Origin of the sequence: Salinibacter pepae (genome assembly GCF_947077775.1) — a bacterium.
GTDB classification, from domain to species: Bacteria; Bacteroidota; Rhodothermia; order Rhodothermales; family Salinibacteraceae; genus Salinibacter; species Salinibacter pepae.
In genome coordinates, this window is sequence record NZ_CAMTTE010000001.1 from 3,377,737 (window position 1) to 3,396,041 (window position 18,305).

Consider the following 18,305-nt stretch of genomic DNA (forward strand, 5'->3'; position numbering starts at 1 on the left):
CGGATCAGTTCGTGTGAACGCCCTTCATCGACGATCCGTCTTCTCGCGTTATCTTGATTTCGGACCCTCTCGCTGGACATGGCTGCCCTCAAAACGCCCGAAAAGACATCGCGTCGCCAAGAGCTTCGACAAAACATTTTTGTCGACCTCTACGCGCGGGCCCTTCTGTTCTACGATGAGTACAAGCAACTCGCGCAGGGGCTTGGGGTGGCGCTTCTGGTGTTGATCCTGGCCATTCCGGGATACATCTACTACCATCAACAGCAAGAACAGGCGGCCAACCAGCAGCTCGGTCAGATTCTCCCGGTGTACGAGCAGGGCAATTTTCAGCAGGCCCTCGACGGGGCGGGCGACCGGGCGGGGCTTCTCGCAATTGCCGACGACTACGGTGGCACCGACGCGGGCAACCTTGCTACCTTCTACGCCGCAAACGCCCTCTACCAGCGAGGCGACTACGACCGGGCGCTCACCTACTACCAGCGGTTCGAGAAGGAGAACGACTTCATCGGCGCCAGCGCGTACGCGGCCCAGGCGGCCATTCAGGAAACCCGGGGGGCCTTTGAGCGGGCGGCCGGTCTTTACGAACAGGCCGCCTCACAGTACCAGAACAAATTGACGGCCCCCCGATATCTGCTCAACGCGGGACAGGCCTACGAAGAGGCCGGCCAGTACGAGGCGGCCATTGGGGTCTACGAGCGGATTCAGGAGGAGTACCCGGACTCCGAGCAGGCCCGCAACGCCGAGCGGTACCTAGCGCGGGCGAAGGTGCATCAGGGCAGCACATCCTCGTCGTAGTCGCCTCTTCGGTCCGGGGCCGGGCATTCCGAGAGCGGGGCGTCAGCATATGGGGGGCCGCGTTCAGGGCACCGAGCGCCCCCGTGTCGTCGGCCGGCCCTTTCACCTCCCGCACGTTTTACCTGTGGACGAGTCTCCTTTGGCGGCATGCCCACGATTCTGGTCGTAGACGACGAGGCGAGCATCCGGCGGACGCTCCGCGAAATTTTGGAGTACGAGGACTTTGGCGTGGAGGAGGCGGTCGACGGGGAGGAGGCGCTGGTGGCCCTCCGCGAGAATGCCTACGACCTGGTGATCCTCGACGTGAAGATGCCGAAGATGGACGGCATGGAGGTTCTCGAAACGATCGCCGACGAGGGCTACGAGGTGCCGGTCCTCATGATCAGCGGCCACGGCACCATCGAGACCGCCGTGGAATCGACCAAGCTGGGGGCGTTCGACTTTATCGAAAAGCCGCCGGACCTCAACCGCCTGCTGGTGACCGTCCGCAACGCCCTGGACCACGGGCAGCTGGAGGTCGAAAACCGCCGGATGCGACAGGCGATCACCGAGCAGAATACCGGGGACCTGCCCCCCATCATTGGGGAGAGCGACGAGATCCAAGCGATCAAGGACACGATCGAGCGGGTGGCCCCCACGGAGGCGCGGGTGCTCGTCTCCGGCGAGAACGGCACCGGCAAGGAGCTCGTGGCCAAGTGGCTGCACCACAAGTCGGGCCGGGCCGACGAACCGATGGTGGAGGTCAACTGTGCCGCGATCCCGAGTGAGCTGATCGAGAGTGAGCTGTTTGGGCACGAGAAGGGGGCCTTCACCGGGGCCACGGAGCAGCGCATCGGCAAGTTCGAACAGGCCCACGAGGGCACGCTGTTTTTGGACGAGATCGGGGACATGAGCCTCTCGGCGCAGGCAAAGGTGCTTCGCGTGCTGGAGGAGCACGAAATTGAGCGGGTCGGGGGGGAGCACACCATTTCGGTCGATGTCCGGGTGGTGGCCGCTACCAACAAGGACCTGATGGAAGAGATCGAAAAGGGACGGTTTCGGGAGGACCTCTATCACCGCATCGGGGTTATCCTCGTCGATGTGCCCCCGCTCCGGGACCGGCGGGAAGACATCCCGCCGCTGACCCGACACATTGCCGGGCGGGTGGCCCAGCGCGACGGCCTTCCGCCGAAGGACTTCGCGGAGGAGGCGATCCAGCGGCTGCAGCGGTACGACTGGCGGGGGAATGTCCGCGAGCTGCACAACGTCATCGAGCGCCTCCTCATTCTCGTTGAGGGCGATGTGATTGAGGGGGACGACATCGATCAATTTGTGCAGCCGGGCGGAAACGGGGACGGCCCGACCCAAGAGCTCATCGAGGCGTACGACGACTTTAGTGACGCCCGCGACCAGTTCGAAAAGCACTTTATCCAGCACAAGCTCCACGAACACGACTGGAACGTAAGCCAGACGGCCGAAACGATCGGCATCCAGCGATCCCACCTCTACAACAAGCTCAACAAGTTCGGGCTTGAGCGGGGGGACTAGCGAGGGGCCCGGCTCGCGGTGTGCCGAAACAGGGCGTGCGTCGGGGGGCTGCGACCCAGGGGCTTGTGCTCACCACTCCACTGTCGCCGTTTATTCTGTCTTTCGCCGTGGACACGCCGCTGCTTCAGGTCGACGCCCTCCTCAAGCAATACGACACTGGGGGGGACGAGCCCCTCACTGTGCTGCGGGACCTCGATCTGGCCGTACAGGAGGGAGAAATTCTCGCCATCGTGGGGGAGAGTGGAACCGGAAAGTCCACGCTCCTGCACCTGCTGGGGGCGCTGGACCGGCCGACCGACGGCACGGTCCGGTTTGCCGGGACGGACCTCTTCGCGAAGAGCGACGAGGAGCTCGCGGCCTTCCGCAATCGGTCGATCGGGTTCGTCTTTCAGTTCCACCACCTGCTCCCGGAGTTTACGGCCCTTGAAAACGTGGCCATGCCGGCCCTCATCCAGCACCGCTCCCTGGCGGACGTCACGCCGCGGGCCCAGGAATTGCTCGCCCTGTTGGGCCTGGACGACCGTGCCGACCACCGGCCCCGGACCCTCTCGGGCGGAGAAAAGCAACGAGTGGCCATTGCCCGGGCCCTCATGAACGAGCCGGCGCTGGTGCTCATGGACGAACCGACCGGCAACCTGGACGCCCGCACGGCCGAGCCCCTGCACCGCGAGATTGAGCGGCTAAGCCGAGAGATGGTCCACACCTTTGTGCTGGCCTCGCACGATCCGTCCCTGGCCGAGGTGGCCGGGCGCGTTCTTCGACTCGAACACGGCACGCTGCACCCGCTGGCCGCAGCCGACGAGATGGCCCCTGAAGCCAGCCCCTCCGATGACGGGCACGCGGGGGGCTGATCTGGGGATGAAACGAAAATGATCCTTTAGCCGCGGGTGTCGAACTCCGGGTTCGGGGGCTCGTTGGGCCCAATCGGACGATCAGGTCGGCATACACCCGCACACCGGGCCCGGTGCGAGACGAATCCCTTCAGGAGAGGCCTTCCGGGTGCAGTACGAGGAACGGTTGCCGGCCTGTCCCCGAGACGACGCCGTCCCAACCGGCCTGTTCGGGTGCTATCTCTGCGACATTAGGTGTTGTATCCCCATGGACTCGATTGACTCCCTTCCCCTGTTCCCGCTGAGCCTCGTCCTGTACCCGGGTGAGCAGCTGACCCTCCACATCTTTGAGGACCGGTACAGGGCCCTCACCGCGTACTGCCTGGAGCATGAGGTGCCCTTCGGCATCGTCCGGACCGACGGGGAGTCCTGGGCGGACGTGGGCACGACGGCCCGCATCGAGGAGATCGTGAAGCAGTACGACGATGGGCGTTCGGACATCGTGGTGCGCGGCGAGGAGCGATTCCAGATTGACACCGTCCACGACGACCAGGCGAGCTACTACACCGCCGATGTCGCGCTGATTGAGGACGAGGACACGACCGTCGACCTCGACCTGAAAGAGCGGGCCATCACGCAACACATGAAGCTGCTGGAACTGGCCGGCCGCACCGTTCGCCCCGACCTGTACGAGGATGTGGACCGCTTGTCGTTCGTCTTGGCCCAAAACGGTGCCCTGGACGGGGGGCAGAAGCAAGAGGTGCTTGAAGGAAGAACCGAGAACGAACGAATCCGCTACCTCATTCACCACTTCGAGTCAATCATCCCCCGCATCGAAGAGCAGGAAGGAGTGCGGCGGCGCATTCGTTCTAACGGGCACTTCAAAGACTTTCCCCCCGAAGAGGTCTAGCCCCCATGGACATTGGGGCCTGTGTTCGAGAGGTTACCTGTTCCCCTCTCTCGTCACGAACGCGCTGGTCCCCCGATGCCCGAAATTGGTCCCTACACGCTTCACACCGTCGATACCGGTCGCTTTGGACTGGACGGCGGTGCCATGTTCGGAATCGTGCCGAAGCCCCTCTGGTCGCAGCGCATCGAGCCGGACGGGCAGAACCGCATTCCGCTGAGCATGCGGTGCCTCCTGCTGATTGGGGGCGACCGCGTCGTGTTGATCGACACCGGCGTCGGCGATACGTTTGAGGATACGAAGTTTCAGGACATCTTCGCGGTGGACCACAGCGGGGCCACCCTTGAGGGCTCGCTCGCAGCACACGGGGTGGCGCCGGGGGACGTGACCGATGTCGTCCTCACGCATCTCCACTTCGACCACGCGGGCGGGAGCACGCGTCGGATCGACGGCGAGCCCGCGGTTGCCTTCCCCAATGCGACCTATCACGTCCAGCGACGACACTGGAACTGGGCCGCGGACCCGAACCCGAAAGAGGCACAGTCCTTCCGTGCCGATACGTTTGCCCCCATCGAGGAGGCCGGTCAGCTCAACCTCGTGGAGGGGGAGGCGACGCTCCTGCCGCACGTTGACGTGTCCCTCGTCCACGGCCACACCGAGGCGCAGCAAACCGTAACGGTGCGGGACGACGAGACGACCCTCGTCTACGTGGCGGACCTCCTGCCGACCACGCACCATCTTTCTCCGGCCTGGACGATGGCCTACGATGTCCGCCCGCTCCGGACGATTGAGGAGAAAGGCGAGTTTTTGGAGCAGGCGGCGGATTCGGAATGGAAATTGTTCTTTGAGCACGACCCGGAGGTTGCGGTTGCCGACGTGGAACGCACCGACCGCGGCATGCAGGTTGTCAACGAACGGCCCCTCGACGCTTTGTGAGGTTCTGCGACGGCTTCGGGCAGACCCCCCACCTCACATCATCCCCTCTCCATTCCGCCAGCAGCGACCCGATAAAATGAGCGACTTCGAAGAGCCCGAAACGACGGACGAGCTCCACGAGGCCCTGTCTACCGTCTACCACGATCTCAACAACCCCCTCTCTATCATTTCGGGAAACGCGCAGTTTTTACTTGAACTGAGCCGAGAGGAGGAGCTCGACGACCAGTTCGCCTCGTCGGCCCAGGACATCCAGGAAGCCAGCCAGCGCATGGCGGAATCCCTCCAGCGGCTGACTCGCCTCCGGGACGCGCTCGAAGATCAGGAGCAGGCATGAGGAGAACCAGGAAAGAAACTCGCGGGCGCCGTTCGGCTACCAAGTAGCCGTAGCATCTTTTGCGTTTGGAATATGTCCAGAATGGCTGTTACATTCATACCGGGCGGTGAAATACTTCCCGGCATGAGCAATCCCTCCGTCGGTTTTTCCTGCAAACCAGCCACGGCCTGTTGACCCACGAACGCTACAGACGACGCCGCACGAACTGAGCTGCACGAGAGGCATCTTGAGCTGATCCGGGCCCGTGCGCCGGCAAATCCTGGGGCGGTACGGTGCGCTGGTATAGGGGGGCACCCCGCCCGCAGGCGGGGGCCCGGAAGGCCGATGTGCTCTCGTCGCATCCGGCGTTGACGTTCACTCTGTACGCGACCAATCTTCCTCTCCTATGGCTGATCAGGTTCTTTCTCGCGCGCCCCGCTGGTTCGTTGCCGCCTTTGGACTGTTCCTCGTGGGGGGGCTGACGGTGCCGGCCCACGGACAGGTCGCCCAGTCCTCGGCCCTCTTCCTCCGCATTGAGCCCGACAGCCGAGCGGCCGGAATGGGCAACGCCGGGGTGGCCACCGCCGACAACGCCAATACCATTTTCTGGAACCCGTCCGGCCTCGCGTTCCAGAAGGACACGCAAGTCGGGGTCACACACGCGAACTGGCTTCCGGAATTCAACGCCAATCTCTTTTACGAGTACCTCGTCGGGTCGTACCACGTCGATGGGGTCGGGACGTTTGGGGGCAACGTCCAGTACCTCAATCTCGGCGAGACCGAGATCCGCGACCCGTCAGGGAACCGGCTCGGCGTGACGAACTCCTACCAGCTCGCCATCTCCACGTCCTACGGCGTGAAGGTGTCCGAGCGGTTGGGGGTGGGGACCTCGCTCCGGTACATCCGCTCAAAACTCACGTCCGGGCAACGAGTGGGCGGGAACGGGAGTGCCTCCACCTTTGCGACCGATATTTCAGCCCTGTATCGGTCGGCCCCTTTTGCGTTGGGCGGGGCGGACGCGACGTTTTCCGCGGGCCTCAACATTGCCAATCTGGGAGGGACGCTTAACTTCACGGAGGAGCCGGAGCCGGACCCCAAAGACCCAATCCCCGCGAACCTTCGCTTCGGCCCTGCGCTGACCATCGACTTCGACGAGTACAACTCGCTGACCTTCGCCACGGATTTCAACAAGTCGTTGGTAAGTGTAGACCGGGTAGCCGTGCAGGAGAACGACACGACCAGGACGGTTCGGGTCGGGAATACCGGCTTTGAGGCGCTGTTCGACTCGTGGGGCACCGCCCGCGGTCAGACAGGCCCCGACGACGAGCCGACGGAACTCAGCCTGATTGAGCAGTTCACGGTCGGGACGGGCGTGGAGTACTGGTACAGCGACCTGTTCGCGCTTCGGACGGGGTACTACTACGAAAATCCGGACAACGGGGACCGCCAGTTCCTGACGTTCGGGGCCGGGCTCCGGTACAACATCGTCGGCGTGGACATCTCGTACCTCTACACCGCGGAAAACGAAAGCCCCCTGGCCAACACCCTCCGGTTCTCACTCCTGTTCAACTTCCAGTAGGACCTGCGGCGGCGGCCCGGGACGGCGGGGCCGGCGGCCGTGCCCCGCTGTACAAGACCGGAGCCTGAGCCTGGAAGCGACCCGGGTAGAAACTGCGGGCTTGCCCAACGTGGGGTTGGATCAGTGCCGATCGTGTAGTACATTGCCTCGTAGAAACCGGGACCGTCGTGTGCTCGCGGCCCCACCGCATCATCCAGTCACGAGGTGCGTCCCCGCATGACTACGGCGACCGACGGGTCGGAGGAAGCCGAACTCCGCCGCCACATTTTGGACACGGCGCGTCACCTGCTCGTGCAGGAGGGCTACAAGGCGCTGTCGATGCGCACGATTGCCGACGCCATTGGCTACAGCGCCACCAGCATCTACCTTCACTTCGACGGCAAGGATGCGCTGCTCCACGCCCTCATCCACGAGGGCATGATGGCGTTGAGAGGTCGTCTCCGCGACGCGGCGGCACAACACCCTGAGTCCCCGGTTCAGCGCCTCGACGCCCTCTGCGGCTGCTTCGTCGAGTTTGGGCTCGAAAACCCGGAGTACTACGAGATCATGTTCCAGCTGCGGCCGGAGCGGATGGAACGCTATCCGCCCGAAAAGTACCGGGCGGCCCGTGAGAATCTGGACTTCTTTGCCCGGGCCCTCGACGAAGGCGTCGAGCAGGGCATTTTCGAGGTGGACGACAGCCGGGTGTCTGCGAGCACCGTCTGGGCGTCGCTGCACGGCACCGTGTCGCTGCTCCTGGCCGACCGCGTGGACGTGCACATCGACCCGGACGCGTTCATCGAGACCGCGATTCGACAGGTCCTCCGTGGATTCCGAGCGCCCGCCGCGTCCACGCCCTGATGCGCCCCTAGACGCCCTCGGCGTGGTGCCGGGTTTCCTTTCACCGATGCTGACCCGCAGCCCATGTCCGGCCCTACTCACACGGCCCCCCCGGATGCCGGCCCCTGCGTGCGGGGGCGGACCATCCCTGATCTGCTGTACGAGGCCACCGACGCGTACGACAACCCCCAGGCCCTGAACCAGCCGACCGATGAGGGCTGGGTTCCGATGTCGCTCAATCAATTTCGGCGGCGGGCGGAAGCGACGGCCCTGGGCCTGCGTGCCCTCGGCCTGGAGCAGGGGGCGAAGGTGGCCCTCCTCCTGGAGAGCGATGTGCACTACTGTGTCGTCGACATGGGGTGCCTGATCGGGGGCCTCATCGACGTGCCGCTGTACCTGTCGAGCGCGGCGGATCAGATGCAGTACGTCGTCGACCACGCCGAGGCGGAGGCGCTCGTCGTCTCCAACCCGAAGCGCCTCGGGCAGGCCGCGGCCCTGCTCCCGGACCTGCCTCGAATCGAGACGGTCATCGTCTGCGACCCCGGCGACGAGGACGCCCGCCCGGACCTGCCGGACCGGGTGACGCTGAGGACGCTGGAGGCCGTTCAGGCCCTCGGCCGCGCCGAGGTCGAGGACCCGTCCGCGGCCGTCGACGACCTGCGGGCGGAAATTGACCCCCAGGACCTCGCGACCATCATCTACACGAGTGGCACCACGGGGCGGCCCAAGGGCGTGATGCTGTCCCACGAGAACATCTCGTCGAACGCCATTACATCGATCGCGGAGATCGACGACTTCGAGACCGGGCCGGAAGGGGAGGTGGTGATCTCATTCCTGCCCCTCACGCACGTGTTCGCCCGCATGCTGCAGTACGCCTACATGAGGCGGGGCATCAGCATCTACTTCGCCCACCCCGACGACCTCGTGGACGCCCTGCCGCAGGTGCGGCCGACGGTCTTCGCGTCGGTCCCGCGTGTGCTCGAGAAAGTATACGCCGGCATCAAGAAGAAGGTGATGGGCATGCAGGGGCTTCAGAAGCGCATCGGGGAGTGGGGGCTCCAGGTGGCGCAGGACTACGACATGACCCGGTCGCAGCCGCCCCTCTACGCCCTCAAGCACGCAGCGGCCGACCGGCTCGTGTTTCGCAAGTGGCGAGCTGCCTTTGGGGGGCGGGTCAAATACGTGGTCGTAGGAGGGGCGGCCCTCCAGCCGGACCTCGCCAACATCCTGGCGGCGGCGGACATCACGACGCTTCAGGGATACGGCCTGACCGAGACGAGCCCTGTGATCTCTTACACCCGCCCGCAGCGCAACAAGCCCGGCACGGTGGGCGAGCCCCTGCCCGGCGTGGAGGTCAAAATTGCGGAGGACGGAGAAATCCTGACGCGGGGCCCCCACGTGATGCAGGGCTACTACAAGGCCCCCGACGAGACAAATTCCGTCATGGAAGAGAACGGATGGCTCCACACCGGGGACATCGGCGAGTTCGACGAAGACGGCTTTCTCAAAATCACCGACCGCAAGAAGGCCCTCTTCAAACTCTCGACCGGAAAGTACGTGATGCCCCAGCCCATCGAGAACCGAATGGGGAGTGACCCGCTGGTGGACAACGCCGTCGTCGTGGGCCGGGACCGCAAGTTCTGTGCGGCCCTGCTGTTTCCGGCCCCGGACCAGGCGCAGGCGCTGGCGTCCGAACGGGGCCTGGGCGCCGAGCGAGACATTGAAGATCTCCTGACTGAGCCCGACATTGTGGATGCGTACCGGTCGATCGTGCACAGCGCGAACGAAGGGATGGAGCCCTGGTCGACCGTCAAGCGCCTGGCCCTCATCCCCGACGAATTGACCGTGGACTCGGACCTGATGACCCCGACCATGAAGATCCGCCGGCCGGAGGTGCGCACGGCCTACGCCGACGAGATTGAGGCCCTGTACGACGAAGACGGAGCGGGGGGGGGACGGGGGGTGGTTCTGGTGGAGGTGTGATGTGCGCAGAGAGGCGGGGCTGTCTGGGCGCCTCCCACGGGCTGGACGCGATTCCGGGCCGTGGCGCCCGCGGTTAACGCCGTTAACGTCGACAAACCTGTTCTCATTCACGTCCCGAACTGACGCCATGGACACCACATCTCTCGATACGCGCGCCCTCGATTTGGAGGCCCCCCCCACGCACCCCCCGTTCCGGACCGCGGCCGTGCTGGGGGCCGGCACCATGGGCGCGCAGATCGCGGCGCACCTCGCCAACGCCGGCCTGGAGGTGCACCTGCTCGACATTGCGCCGGACGACGACGATCCGAACGCCGTTGTGCGGGAGGGCTTTGAGCAGGCCCGTGAGGCGAGCCCCGACCCCTTCTTCGCCGGCGAGGCGGCCGACCGGGTGCACCTCGGCAACTTCGAGGAGCATTTCGGTCGAATCGGGGACGTTGACTGGATCGTGGAGGCGGTCGTGGAGCGGATGGACGTGAAGCGCGACGTGCACGCCCGCATTGAGGCGCACGCCGCGGACGACGCGGTCATCTCCACGAACACCAGCGGGCTGCCCATTCACGCCATCACCGAGGGGCGGTCCGCGGACTTCAAGCGCCGCTTCCTGGGCACCCACTTCTACAACCCGCCGCGCTACCTGAAGCTGCTGGAGCTGGTGCCCACCGACGCCACCGATCCGGACGTCACGGAGCGGGTGGCGCAGTTTGGGCGGCTGCGGCTGGGGAAGGGCATCGTCGTGGCGAACGACGTCCCCTACTTCATCGGCAACCGGATCGGCGTCTTCGCCCAGCTGCAGGCGATCCGCCACTTCACCGACGGCGACTACACGATCGAAGAGATCGATACGCTGACGGGCAAGATCTCGGGCCGGCCCAAGTCCGCAACCTTCCGCACCGCCGACCTCGTGGGGCTCGACGTGCTGATGGACGTCGCCACCAACCTGCGGGAGCTGGTCGACGACGAGGCGCAGCGCGAGGCGTTCGCCGTGCCGGACGTGCTGGAGCGCCTCGTGGACGACGGCCGGCTGGGGGAGAAGACGAAGGCCGGATTCTACAAGAAAGCGGACGGTGAGATCAAGTCAATCGATCCGGATACCCTCGGCTACACGAGCGCGGCGGACGAGGAGCTTGGCGATCTCGGGGCAGTCTGGAACGCGGGGGGGCTGTCGGCCCGCCTCCAGGCCCTGTACGAGGACGACGGCCGAGCGGGGCAGTTCTTCCGGGAGACGACGCTGGAGCTGCTGGCCTACAGTGCGAACCGACTGGGGGAGGTCTCCGACAACCCGGCGGACGTGGACCGGGCCATCCGGTGGGGGTTCGGGTGGACGATGGGGCCGTTCGAGATGTGGGACGCCCTCGGAATGGGGACCGTCCTCGACGGCCTGGAGGCGCACGCCCTCGACGTGCCGGGTTGGGTCCACGCCATGCACGAGCGGGGCGAGACCTTCTACGACACCCGCGACGGCGAGCGGGCGGTCTTCATGCCCCACGCCGACCGGCACGAGCCCGACCCGCGGCCGGCAGACGAACTTCGCCTCGCCCCGATCAAGCAGGACGCCGCGAATGAGCTCTGGAGCACCGACGACGCGGCTCTGCTCGACGTGGGCGACGGGGTGGCCCTCTTCGAGTTTCGGTCGAAGGCCAATACCCTCGGGCGCGACGTGATGATGGGGCTCCGGGAGTGCGTCGGGCGGGTGGAGCAGGACGCCAACCTGCGCGGAATGATCGTGGGCAACGAGGGCAAAAACTTCTCCGTCGGGGCCAACCTGGGGGAGATGGCAATGGCCGCCTCGGAGGGCGCGTTCGACGTGATCGACCAGTACATCGACGAATTTCAGCGGACGATCCAGCAGGTGCGGTACGCGTCGTCGCCGGTGGTGGTGGCCCCGCACCAGCGCGTGCTGGGGGGCGGCTGCGAGATGGCGATGGCCTGCCCGCACCCGGTGGCCGCCGCCGAGACGTACATCGGCCTTGTGGAGCTGGGCGTGGGGCTCATTCCCGCCGGGACCGGCACCATGCGCCTCGCCGCCAGGGCCGCGCAGGACGCCCCGAACGACACCCACAACGCGATCCAGGATCACCTGCGCCCCTACTTCGAGACGGTGGCGATGGCCGAGGTGGCCGAGAGTGCCGCCCAGGGCATCGAGATGGGCTTCCTGCCCGAGAATACGCGCGTCGTGATGCACGAGGACCGACGCCTCTACGCCGCGAAGCAGGAGGTGCTGCGCCTCAGCGAGCAGGGCTACGCCCCGCCGCCCGTGATGAACAAGATCAAAGTGCTCGGGGAGACAACGCTCTCCACCTTCAAGGTGGCCTTGATGCAGTACCGCGAGGGGAAGTACATCACCGAGTACGACGAGCACCTCGCCACGCAGCTCGGCAAAGTGATGTGTGGCGGGAAGCTAAGCAGCCCGCAGGAGGTGCACGAGGACTACCTGATCGAGTTGGAGCGGGAGGTCTTCCTAAGCCTTCTGGGCGAGGAGAAGACCCAGGCCCGCATCCAGCACATGCTGGAGCACAACAAGCCCCTCCGGAATTAGGTGCTTGGCGTTGGTGGGTTGTGCGTTAAGTGTTTTCGTCTACGGTTCCTGTCCCACCGCTCACCCCCAACCCAAAACATTCAACGCCCAAACCCTCCAACCTTCAACCCAGACCCATGAAAGCAACAAACGACGCCTACATTGTCAGTAGCGTCCGCACACCTGTCGGGAAGGCCGAGAAGGGCACCCTCGCACACTACCGGCCGGAGGACCTCGGCGCCGCGGCCGTGACGGGGGCGCTGGGCCGCGTCGACGGCCTGGAGCCCGAGATGGTGGACGACGTGCTGATGGGCTGTGCCTTTCCGGAGGGCCCGCAGGGGATGAACGTGGGCCGCCTGATCGCGCAGAAGGCCGGATTGCCGGACCACGTGCCGGGCGCGACGGTCAACCGCTTCTGTTCGTCGGGCCTGCAGACGATCGCCCAGGCCTCGCAGCGAATCGCCACGGGGACGGCCGACGTGGTCGTGGCGGGTGGGGCGGAGTCGATGAGCCAGGTGCCGATGAGCGGCTTCTTCTTTCAGCCGGACCCGGAGCTGACGGAGGAAAAGGTGGGCACGTACGTCTCCATGGGCATCACCGCCGAAAACGTGGCCGACGAGTACGGGGTGTCGCGGGAGGACCAGGACCGCTTCGCGCTGCGCTCCCACGAGCGAGCGGTGGACGCCATCGACAGCGGCCGCTTCGAGGACGAACTCGTGCCGCTGACCCTGGAGGAGACGCACTACCAGTCGGCGAACGGACACGCCGGGGAGGCCACGACCGAAACCGTGACGTTGGAGGTCGACGAGGGACCGCGTCGCGACACGAACCTGGACGTGCTCGCCAAGCTGCCCGCCGCGTTTCGGAAGGGCGGCAGCGTCACGCCGGGCAATTCCTCCCAGCGGTCCGACGGGGGCGCCGCGACGGTCGTGATGAGCGGCGATCGGGTGGATGAACTGGGCGTCGATCCGCTCGGGGCGCTGAGGGGGTTCGCCGTGGCGGGCGTCGACCCGGAGCTCATGGGCATCGGGCCGGCGGAGGCGATCCCGCAGGCACTGGACCAGACCGGGCGCTCGCTCGACGACATCGGGCTCGTGGAGCTGAACGAGGCCTTTGCCTCGCAGTCGCTGGCCGTGATTCGGGAGGTGGGGCTCGATCCGAACATCGTCAACGTGAACGGCGGGGCGATTGCACTGGGGCACCCGCTCGGCTGCACCGGGGCGAAGCTCACCGCCACGCTGCTGCACGAGATGATCCGCCGCGGGGTGCGATACGGCCTCTGCACGATGTGCGTGGGGGGCGGGATGGGCGCCGCGGGCGTGATCGAAAACCTCCGGCTTTGACGGGCCGGGGGCGCCTCTACATCAGACACGGCAGGTCTTTTTGTACGCCCCGCTTTGTATATGAGCGCAAGAATTGAAGGGAAGGTCGTCGTGATTACGGGGGCGAGCAGCGGGCTCGGCGAGGCGGCCGCGCGGCATCTGTCCGACCACGGCGCCCGTGTCGTGCTGGGGGCGCGGCGCACCCAGCGCCTCGACACGATCGCCGACGAAATCGTCGAGGGCGGCGGGGAGGCACGGGCCGTCTCCACCGACGTCACTGAGCGCCAGCAGGTCCAGGCCCTGGTCGACGCCGCGGTCGACGCGTTCGGCCGCATCGACGTGATGCTCAACAACGCCGGGGTCATGCCGCTCTCCCCGCTCGATCGGCTCAACGTCGACGAGTGGGACCAGATGATCGACGTCAACGTGAAGGGCGTCCTGTACGGCATTGCGGCGGCCCTGCCCTACATGAAAGAGCAGGCGTCCGGCCACATCATCAATGTCGCCTCCGACGCGGGCCATGACGTGCACGCGGGCAGTGCCGTGTACGCGGCCACGAAGCACGCCGTTCGGGCCCTCTCCGACGGGCTGCGCCAGGAGGCAACGCCCTACGGCCTCCGCACGACCATCATCTCCCCCGGGGCCGTCGAATCCGAGCTGCCGGATACGATCTCCGAAGGGGACGTGGCCGAGGAGACTGAGTCGCTCTACGACGAGCACGCCGTATCGGCCGATTCGTTTGCGCGGGCCGTCGCGTTTGCGATCGAGCAGCCGGAGGACGTTGACGTGAACGAGATCCTCTACCGGCCCACCACTCAGAATCTCTGATGCCGATCAGCTTCGGCGACCGAGGATTCGCCGGGATATGCGTTGGGGACGAGGAGCGTTGCTTCGGTCTGCGCCCATGCGCATCGCGGAGCGCGCCAAGCAGAACGCTTCTGGGAGCCGTGACTCATTTCTGGGGCCGCTCGGACGTTCCGCTACAGCAGTAGGCGATGGGGAGGGCCGTGGGACGATACAGATATCCGGATGGAATCCGAACAGGACCTGTCGGTGAACTTGCAGAGGATAACACCGTTAATTATAATGATAACGTAAATTAACGGTGTTAACCAGCGCTCCTCAGCGGTTTGCACCCGGTTCGACGATCGGGCCGGGACGCACGAATCTGTTCACCAGTTCAGAGGGCCCGCCATGACTCTTCCGTTGTTTGACTTCTTTGCCGGCATGCCGACGGTCGGTATTGTCGGGGGAATGCTCCTCGTGCTCGCTGTACTCGGCTACACCGGGGCGCCGCTCTGGTCGTGGGCCTTGGCCGGAGCCGTCGGGCTCTACGGGGGCGGCGCGCCGCTCTGGGTCTGGATCCCGTACGGGGGCCTCGTGGCTGTCTTCAACATTGGGCCGATCCGGCGCCAGGTGTCCGCGGGCGTGATGGGGCTGATGGAAGCGCTTCAGTTCCTGCCGACCATCTCGGAGACCGAGCAGACGGCCATCGACGCGGGAACCGTGTGGATGGAGGGGGAGCTGTTCTCCGGAAAGCCCGATTTCGAGAAGACCCTCGATCAGCTTTACCCGGAGCTCTCCGACGACGAGCAGGCGTTCCTGGACGGGCCGTGCGAGGAGGTGTGCGCGATGGTCGACGACTGGCAGGTCCACCAGCGCGGCGACCTGTCGGCCGAGACGTGGGACTACCTGAAGGAGAAGGGATTCTTCGGGCTCATCATTCCGGAGGCGTACGGCGGAAAAGGGTTTTCCGTTGCCGCCCGGAGTGCGGTGGTGCAGAAGCTGGGTGGGCACTCGGTGCCCCTGTCCATCACGGTGATGGTGCCTAACTCCCTCGGCCCCGGCGAGTTGCTGCTCCACTACGGCACCGACGAGCAGCAGGACCACTACCTGCCGCGGCTGGCCCGTGGCGAGATCCTGCCGTCCTTTGCCCTTACGGAGCCGAACGCAGGATCGGACGCGGGGGCGATGGAGTCCACCGGCGAGGTGTTTGAAGACGAGGATGGGGAGCTGAAGCTGCGCCTGAACTGGGAGAAGCGCTACATTTCGCTGGCCGCCGTTTCTGGGGTGCTCGGCCTGGCGTTCAAGCTGCACGACCCCGAACATCACCTGGGCAAAGGCGAAGACCTGGGCATTACCTGTGCGCTCGTGCCGACCGACACGCCCGGCGTCAGGCTGGGGCGTCGCCACGACCCCCTCGGCGTGGCGTTCTTCAACTGCCCCACGGAGGGGGAGGACGTGGTGTTGCCCCTGGACGCCATCATCGGCGGGAGAGACGGGGCGGGCGAGGGCTGGGCCATGCTGATGGACGCCCTCTCGGCGGGGCGGGGCATCATGCTGCCGGCACAGGCGGTAGGGGGCGGCAAGATGGTGACGCGCGTGGCGGGGGGACACGCCGCCATCCGCGAGCAGTTTGGCCTTTCGATTGGGAAGTTCGAGGGCATCGAGGAGCCGCTGGCGCGCATTGCCGGGTACACGTACATCATGGATGCCGCACGGACGTACACGAACGGCGCGGTGGACCAGGGGGAGAAGCCGGGCGTGGTGTCGGCCATTATGAAGTACAACACCACCGAGCTGCAGCGCGACCTGGTGAACGACGGGATGGACGTGCTGGCGGGCAACGGGATCTCGCGCGGCCCCAACAACCTGATGGGACTGGCCTATCAGGCGCAGCCGATCAGCATCACGGTGGAGGGGGCGAACATCCTAACGCGGACGATGATGATCTTCGGGCAGGGCGCGATCCGGTGCCACCCGTACGCCCTCGACGAAATTGAGGCCTTGATGGAGGGGGACGTGGACGCCTTCGACGACGCCTTCTGGAGCCACATCGGGCACGTGGTGCGCAACGGCTGTCGTGCCCTTGGCCTCAGCCTCACTCGGGGCCGCCTGGCGAGCAGTCCGGTCCGCGGCCCCGCTGCGCCCTACTACCGCAAGATGGCGTGGGCCTCGGCCAGCTTCGCCTTTTTCGCCGACCTGGCGATGGGCAGCCTGGGGGGCATGCTGAAGCGGAAGGAGAAGATTACCGGGCGTTTTGCGGACATCCTGTCGTGGATGTACCTGGGCACGGCGGTGCTCACGCGGTTCGAAAAAGAGGGGCGGCCGGAGGAACAGAAGGCCTTCCTGCAGTGGAGCATGCAGCATGCCTTCGCGCAGATGCAGGAGGCGTTCGACGGCCTGTTCGAGAACCTGAAGGTGCCGGGGGGGACCTGGCTCCTGCGGGGCCTGGTGGCGCCGTGGTCCCGCCTCAACACGATCGGTGAGAGGCCGGGGGACGACCTGGGGGGCACGCTCGCACGGGCGATTCAGGAGAAGGCGGGCGCCCGCGAGTGGCTCACGGAGGACCTGTACGTGCCCGACGATCCCGATCAGCCGCTGGGGGAGCTGGAGCGTGCGTTCCGACTCAGCCGCGAGGCCTACCACGTCGGCCAGAAAATCAAGGCGGCGATTCGCGCCGGCGACCTACCGAAGCGGCGTCCTCATCAGCTCCTAGGGGCGGCGGTGGAGCACGGCGTAATTACCGAGGAGGACCGCGACCTCGTCCGCCGTGCCGACGCGGCGCGGGAGCGCTACATCCAGGTGGACGCCTTTGACCTAGAAGAGTATCGACAGGGCCGCATGCTTCCGGGACAGCCCGCCGACCGGGGCGCCCTCGATTCCTCGATTGTGGAGGGATTGGATCGGGACGTGACGGACGTGGAGGTCACGCCGGAGGACGTGGAGGGCGGGGCCCCGCATCCGCGGGGAGACGGCGCCCCCGACGCGACGGACGAGGACGAACCGGAGGCCGACCGGTCGGGGACCCGTGAACCGGCGTAGGGGGCCCGGCATACGGACTGTGCATATCGGTTTCCACGTGAACGTGCGTTTCCTACCATGTCCGATTCCTTTGCGCCCGACCTCCTCGCCGATCAGCACATTGTCGTCACCGGCGGCGGGACCGGGCTGGGCCGCGCAATGGCCCTCCGGTTTGCCGACCTGGGCGCGGCCGTGACGATCAATGGGCGTCGCCCCGATCCGCTGGCCGAGACGGTCAGCGACATCGAGGAGGCGGGGGGCGCCGCGGAGGGCATTCAGTGCAACGTGCGCGACCCCGAGGCCGTGCAGGCCTTCTTCGAGGAGGCGGAGGACCGACAGGGGCCCGTGACGCGGCTCGTCAACAACGCCGCGGCCAACTTTCTGGCGCCGACGGAAGATATTTCGCCGAACGGCTTCGACGCCATTGTCCAGACGAACCTGCACGGGTCCTTCTACTGCACGCAGGCCTGCGGGCAGCGGTGGCTGGAGCGGGACGCGGAGGGCGTCGTGCTCTCCATCGCCACCACCTACGCGGAGACGGGCAGCGCCTACGTGGTGCCCAGTGCCATGTCGAAAGCCGGCATCGTCGCCATGACGCGCTCGCTGGCGGCGGAATGGGGACGCGAAGGAATCCGCCTCAACGCCGTGGCCCCCGGCCCCTTCCCGACCGAGGGCGCGTGGGACCGGCTTGTGCCCGACGACGACCTGGAGCAAAAAATGCGGGAGCGCGTCCCGGTGCGTCGATTTGGGGAGCCCGACGAGCTGGCCACCCTGGCCAGTTTTCTGCTCAGCGACCTGTCCGCGTTCATGAACGGCGAGGTCGTCACGTTCGACGGCGGGGAGGCCCTGGCGGCGGGCGGCCAGTTCAATACCTTCACCCGCATGCCGCGTCGCCAGGTGAAGGCCCTCATGGAACAGATGCGCCCGGAGTGACCGGGGACGGTGGGAAGCCGGAATGGTTTTTGGGCGATTGAC

14 protein-coding genes are annotated in these 18,305 nt (G+C 66.1%); all 14 read left to right on the forward strand.

What is annotated here, in order from left to right:
• Window positions 1-78 precede the first annotated feature (78 nt).
• The 14 genes from OJA40_RS14240 (at window position 79) to OJA40_RS14305 (ending at window position 18,263) form a co-directional block, all read left to right on the forward strand.
• Window positions 79-795, forward strand: coding sequence for a tetratricopeptide repeat protein (locus OJA40_RS14240; RefSeq protein ID WP_263810936.1), 717 nt, complete (start codon window positions 79-81; stop codon window positions 793-795).
• 147 nt (window positions 796-942) lie between these two features.
• The gene (locus OJA40_RS14245) at window positions 943-2,322 is read left to right on the forward strand and encodes a sigma-54-dependent transcriptional regulator (protein ID WP_208426322.1); all 1,380 of its coding nucleotides are present in this window, start codon (window positions 943-945) and stop codon (window positions 2,320-2,322) included.
• A 107-nt stretch (window positions 2,323-2,429) separates the two neighbouring features.
• Entirely contained in the window at window positions 2,430-3,173 is a 744-nt protein-coding gene (locus OJA40_RS14250; protein WP_263810937.1) for an ABC transporter ATP-binding protein, read from the forward strand.
• Window positions 3,174-3,420: 247 nt separating this feature from the next.
• Entirely contained in the window at window positions 3,421-4,062 is a 642-nt protein-coding gene (locus tag OJA40_RS14255; RefSeq protein ID WP_208426323.1) for an LON peptidase substrate-binding domain-containing protein, read from the forward strand.
• Between the two features lie 75 nt (window positions 4,063-4,137).
• The gene (locus tag OJA40_RS14260; protein WP_263809097.1) at window positions 4,138-4,995 is read left to right on the forward strand and encodes an MBL fold metallo-hydrolase; all 858 of its coding nucleotides are present in this window, start codon (window positions 4,138-4,140) and stop codon (window positions 4,993-4,995) included.
• 76 nt (window positions 4,996-5,071) lie between these two features.
• Window positions 5,072-5,329, forward strand: a complete 258-nt coding sequence (locus tag OJA40_RS14265) for a histidine kinase dimerization/phospho-acceptor domain-containing protein (protein ID WP_208426325.1) — start codon at window positions 5,072-5,074, stop codon at window positions 5,327-5,329.
• A 385-nt stretch (window positions 5,330-5,714) separates the two neighbouring features.
• On the forward strand, window positions 5,715-6,887 hold the full coding sequence (gene porV / locus OJA40_RS14270) for a type IX secretion system outer membrane channel protein PorV (RefSeq protein WP_208426326.1): 1,173 nt from the start codon (window positions 5,715-5,717) through the stop codon (window positions 6,885-6,887).
• Window positions 6,888-7,103: 216 nt separating this feature from the next.
• Window positions 7,104-7,727: a TetR/AcrR family transcriptional regulator gene (locus OJA40_RS14275; protein WP_208426327.1), complete on the forward strand. Its 624-nt coding sequence runs from the start codon at window positions 7,104-7,106 to the stop codon at window positions 7,725-7,727.
• Window positions 7,728-7,790: 63 nt separating this feature from the next.
• Entirely contained in the window at window positions 7,791-9,689 is a 1,899-nt protein-coding gene (locus OJA40_RS14280; RefSeq protein WP_208426328.1) for an AMP-dependent synthetase/ligase, read from the forward strand.
• Between the two features lie 127 nt (window positions 9,690-9,816).
• The gene (locus tag OJA40_RS14285) at window positions 9,817-12,225 is read left to right on the forward strand and encodes a 3-hydroxyacyl-CoA dehydrogenase/enoyl-CoA hydratase family protein (RefSeq protein ID WP_208426329.1); all 2,409 of its coding nucleotides are present in this window, start codon (window positions 9,817-9,819) and stop codon (window positions 12,223-12,225) included.
• 116 nt (window positions 12,226-12,341) lie between these two features.
• Window positions 12,342-13,547 (forward strand): thiolase family protein, encoded by a 1,206-nt coding sequence (locus OJA40_RS14290; RefSeq protein ID WP_208426330.1) that lies wholly within the window; start codon window positions 12,342-12,344, stop codon window positions 13,545-13,547.
• Between the two features lie 60 nt (window positions 13,548-13,607).
• Window positions 13,608-14,354, forward strand: coding sequence for an SDR family oxidoreductase (locus tag OJA40_RS14295; RefSeq protein ID WP_208426331.1), 747 nt, complete (start codon window positions 13,608-13,610; stop codon window positions 14,352-14,354).
• A 366-nt stretch (window positions 14,355-14,720) separates the two neighbouring features.
• Window positions 14,721-17,351, forward strand: a complete 2,631-nt coding sequence (locus OJA40_RS14300; RefSeq protein WP_208426332.1) for an acyl-CoA dehydrogenase — start codon at window positions 14,721-14,723, stop codon at window positions 17,349-17,351.
• A gap of 57 nt (window positions 17,352-17,408) precedes the next feature.
• Window positions 17,409-18,263: an SDR family oxidoreductase gene (locus OJA40_RS14305; protein ID WP_208426333.1), complete on the forward strand. Its 855-nt coding sequence runs from the start codon at window positions 17,409-17,411 to the stop codon at window positions 18,261-18,263.
• The last annotated feature ends 42 nt before the right edge of the window (window positions 18,264-18,305 follow it).

Coding starts and splice junctions, on each gene's coding strand:
- OJA40_RS14240 (WP_263810936.1), top strand. CDS start 79: ATGGCTGCCCTCAAAACGCCCGAAAAGACATCGCGTCGCCAAGAGCTT.
- OJA40_RS14245 (WP_208426322.1), top strand. CDS start 943: ATGCCCACGATTCTGGTCGTAGACGACGAGGCGAGCATCCGGCGGACG.
- OJA40_RS14255 (WP_208426323.1), top strand. CDS start 3,421: ATGGACTCGATTGACTCCCTTCCCCTGTTCCCGCTGAGCCTCGTCCTG.
- OJA40_RS14260 (WP_263809097.1), top strand. CDS start 4,138: ATGCCCGAAATTGGTCCCTACACGCTTCACACCGTCGATACCGGTCGC.
- OJA40_RS14265 (WP_208426325.1), top strand. CDS start 5,072: ATGAGCGACTTCGAAGAGCCCGAAACGACGGACGAGCTCCACGAGGCC.
- porV (WP_208426326.1), top strand. CDS start 5,715: ATGGCTGATCAGGTTCTTTCTCGCGCGCCCCGCTGGTTCGTTGCCGCC.
- OJA40_RS14275 (WP_208426327.1), top strand. CDS start 7,104: ATGACTACGGCGACCGACGGGTCGGAGGAAGCCGAACTCCGCCGCCAC.
- OJA40_RS14280 (WP_208426328.1), top strand. CDS start 7,791: ATGTCCGGCCCTACTCACACGGCCCCCCCGGATGCCGGCCCCTGCGTG.
- OJA40_RS14285 (WP_208426329.1), top strand. CDS start 9,817: ATGGACACCACATCTCTCGATACGCGCGCCCTCGATTTGGAGGCCCCC.
- OJA40_RS14290 (WP_208426330.1), top strand. CDS start 12,342: ATGAAAGCAACAAACGACGCCTACATTGTCAGTAGCGTCCGCACACCT.
- OJA40_RS14295 (WP_208426331.1), top strand. CDS start 13,608: ATGAGCGCAAGAATTGAAGGGAAGGTCGTCGTGATTACGGGGGCGAGC.
- OJA40_RS14300 (WP_208426332.1), top strand. CDS start 14,721: ATGACTCTTCCGTTGTTTGACTTCTTTGCCGGCATGCCGACGGTCGGT.
- OJA40_RS14305 (WP_208426333.1), top strand. CDS start 17,409: ATGTCCGATTCCTTTGCGCCCGACCTCCTCGCCGATCAGCACATTGTC.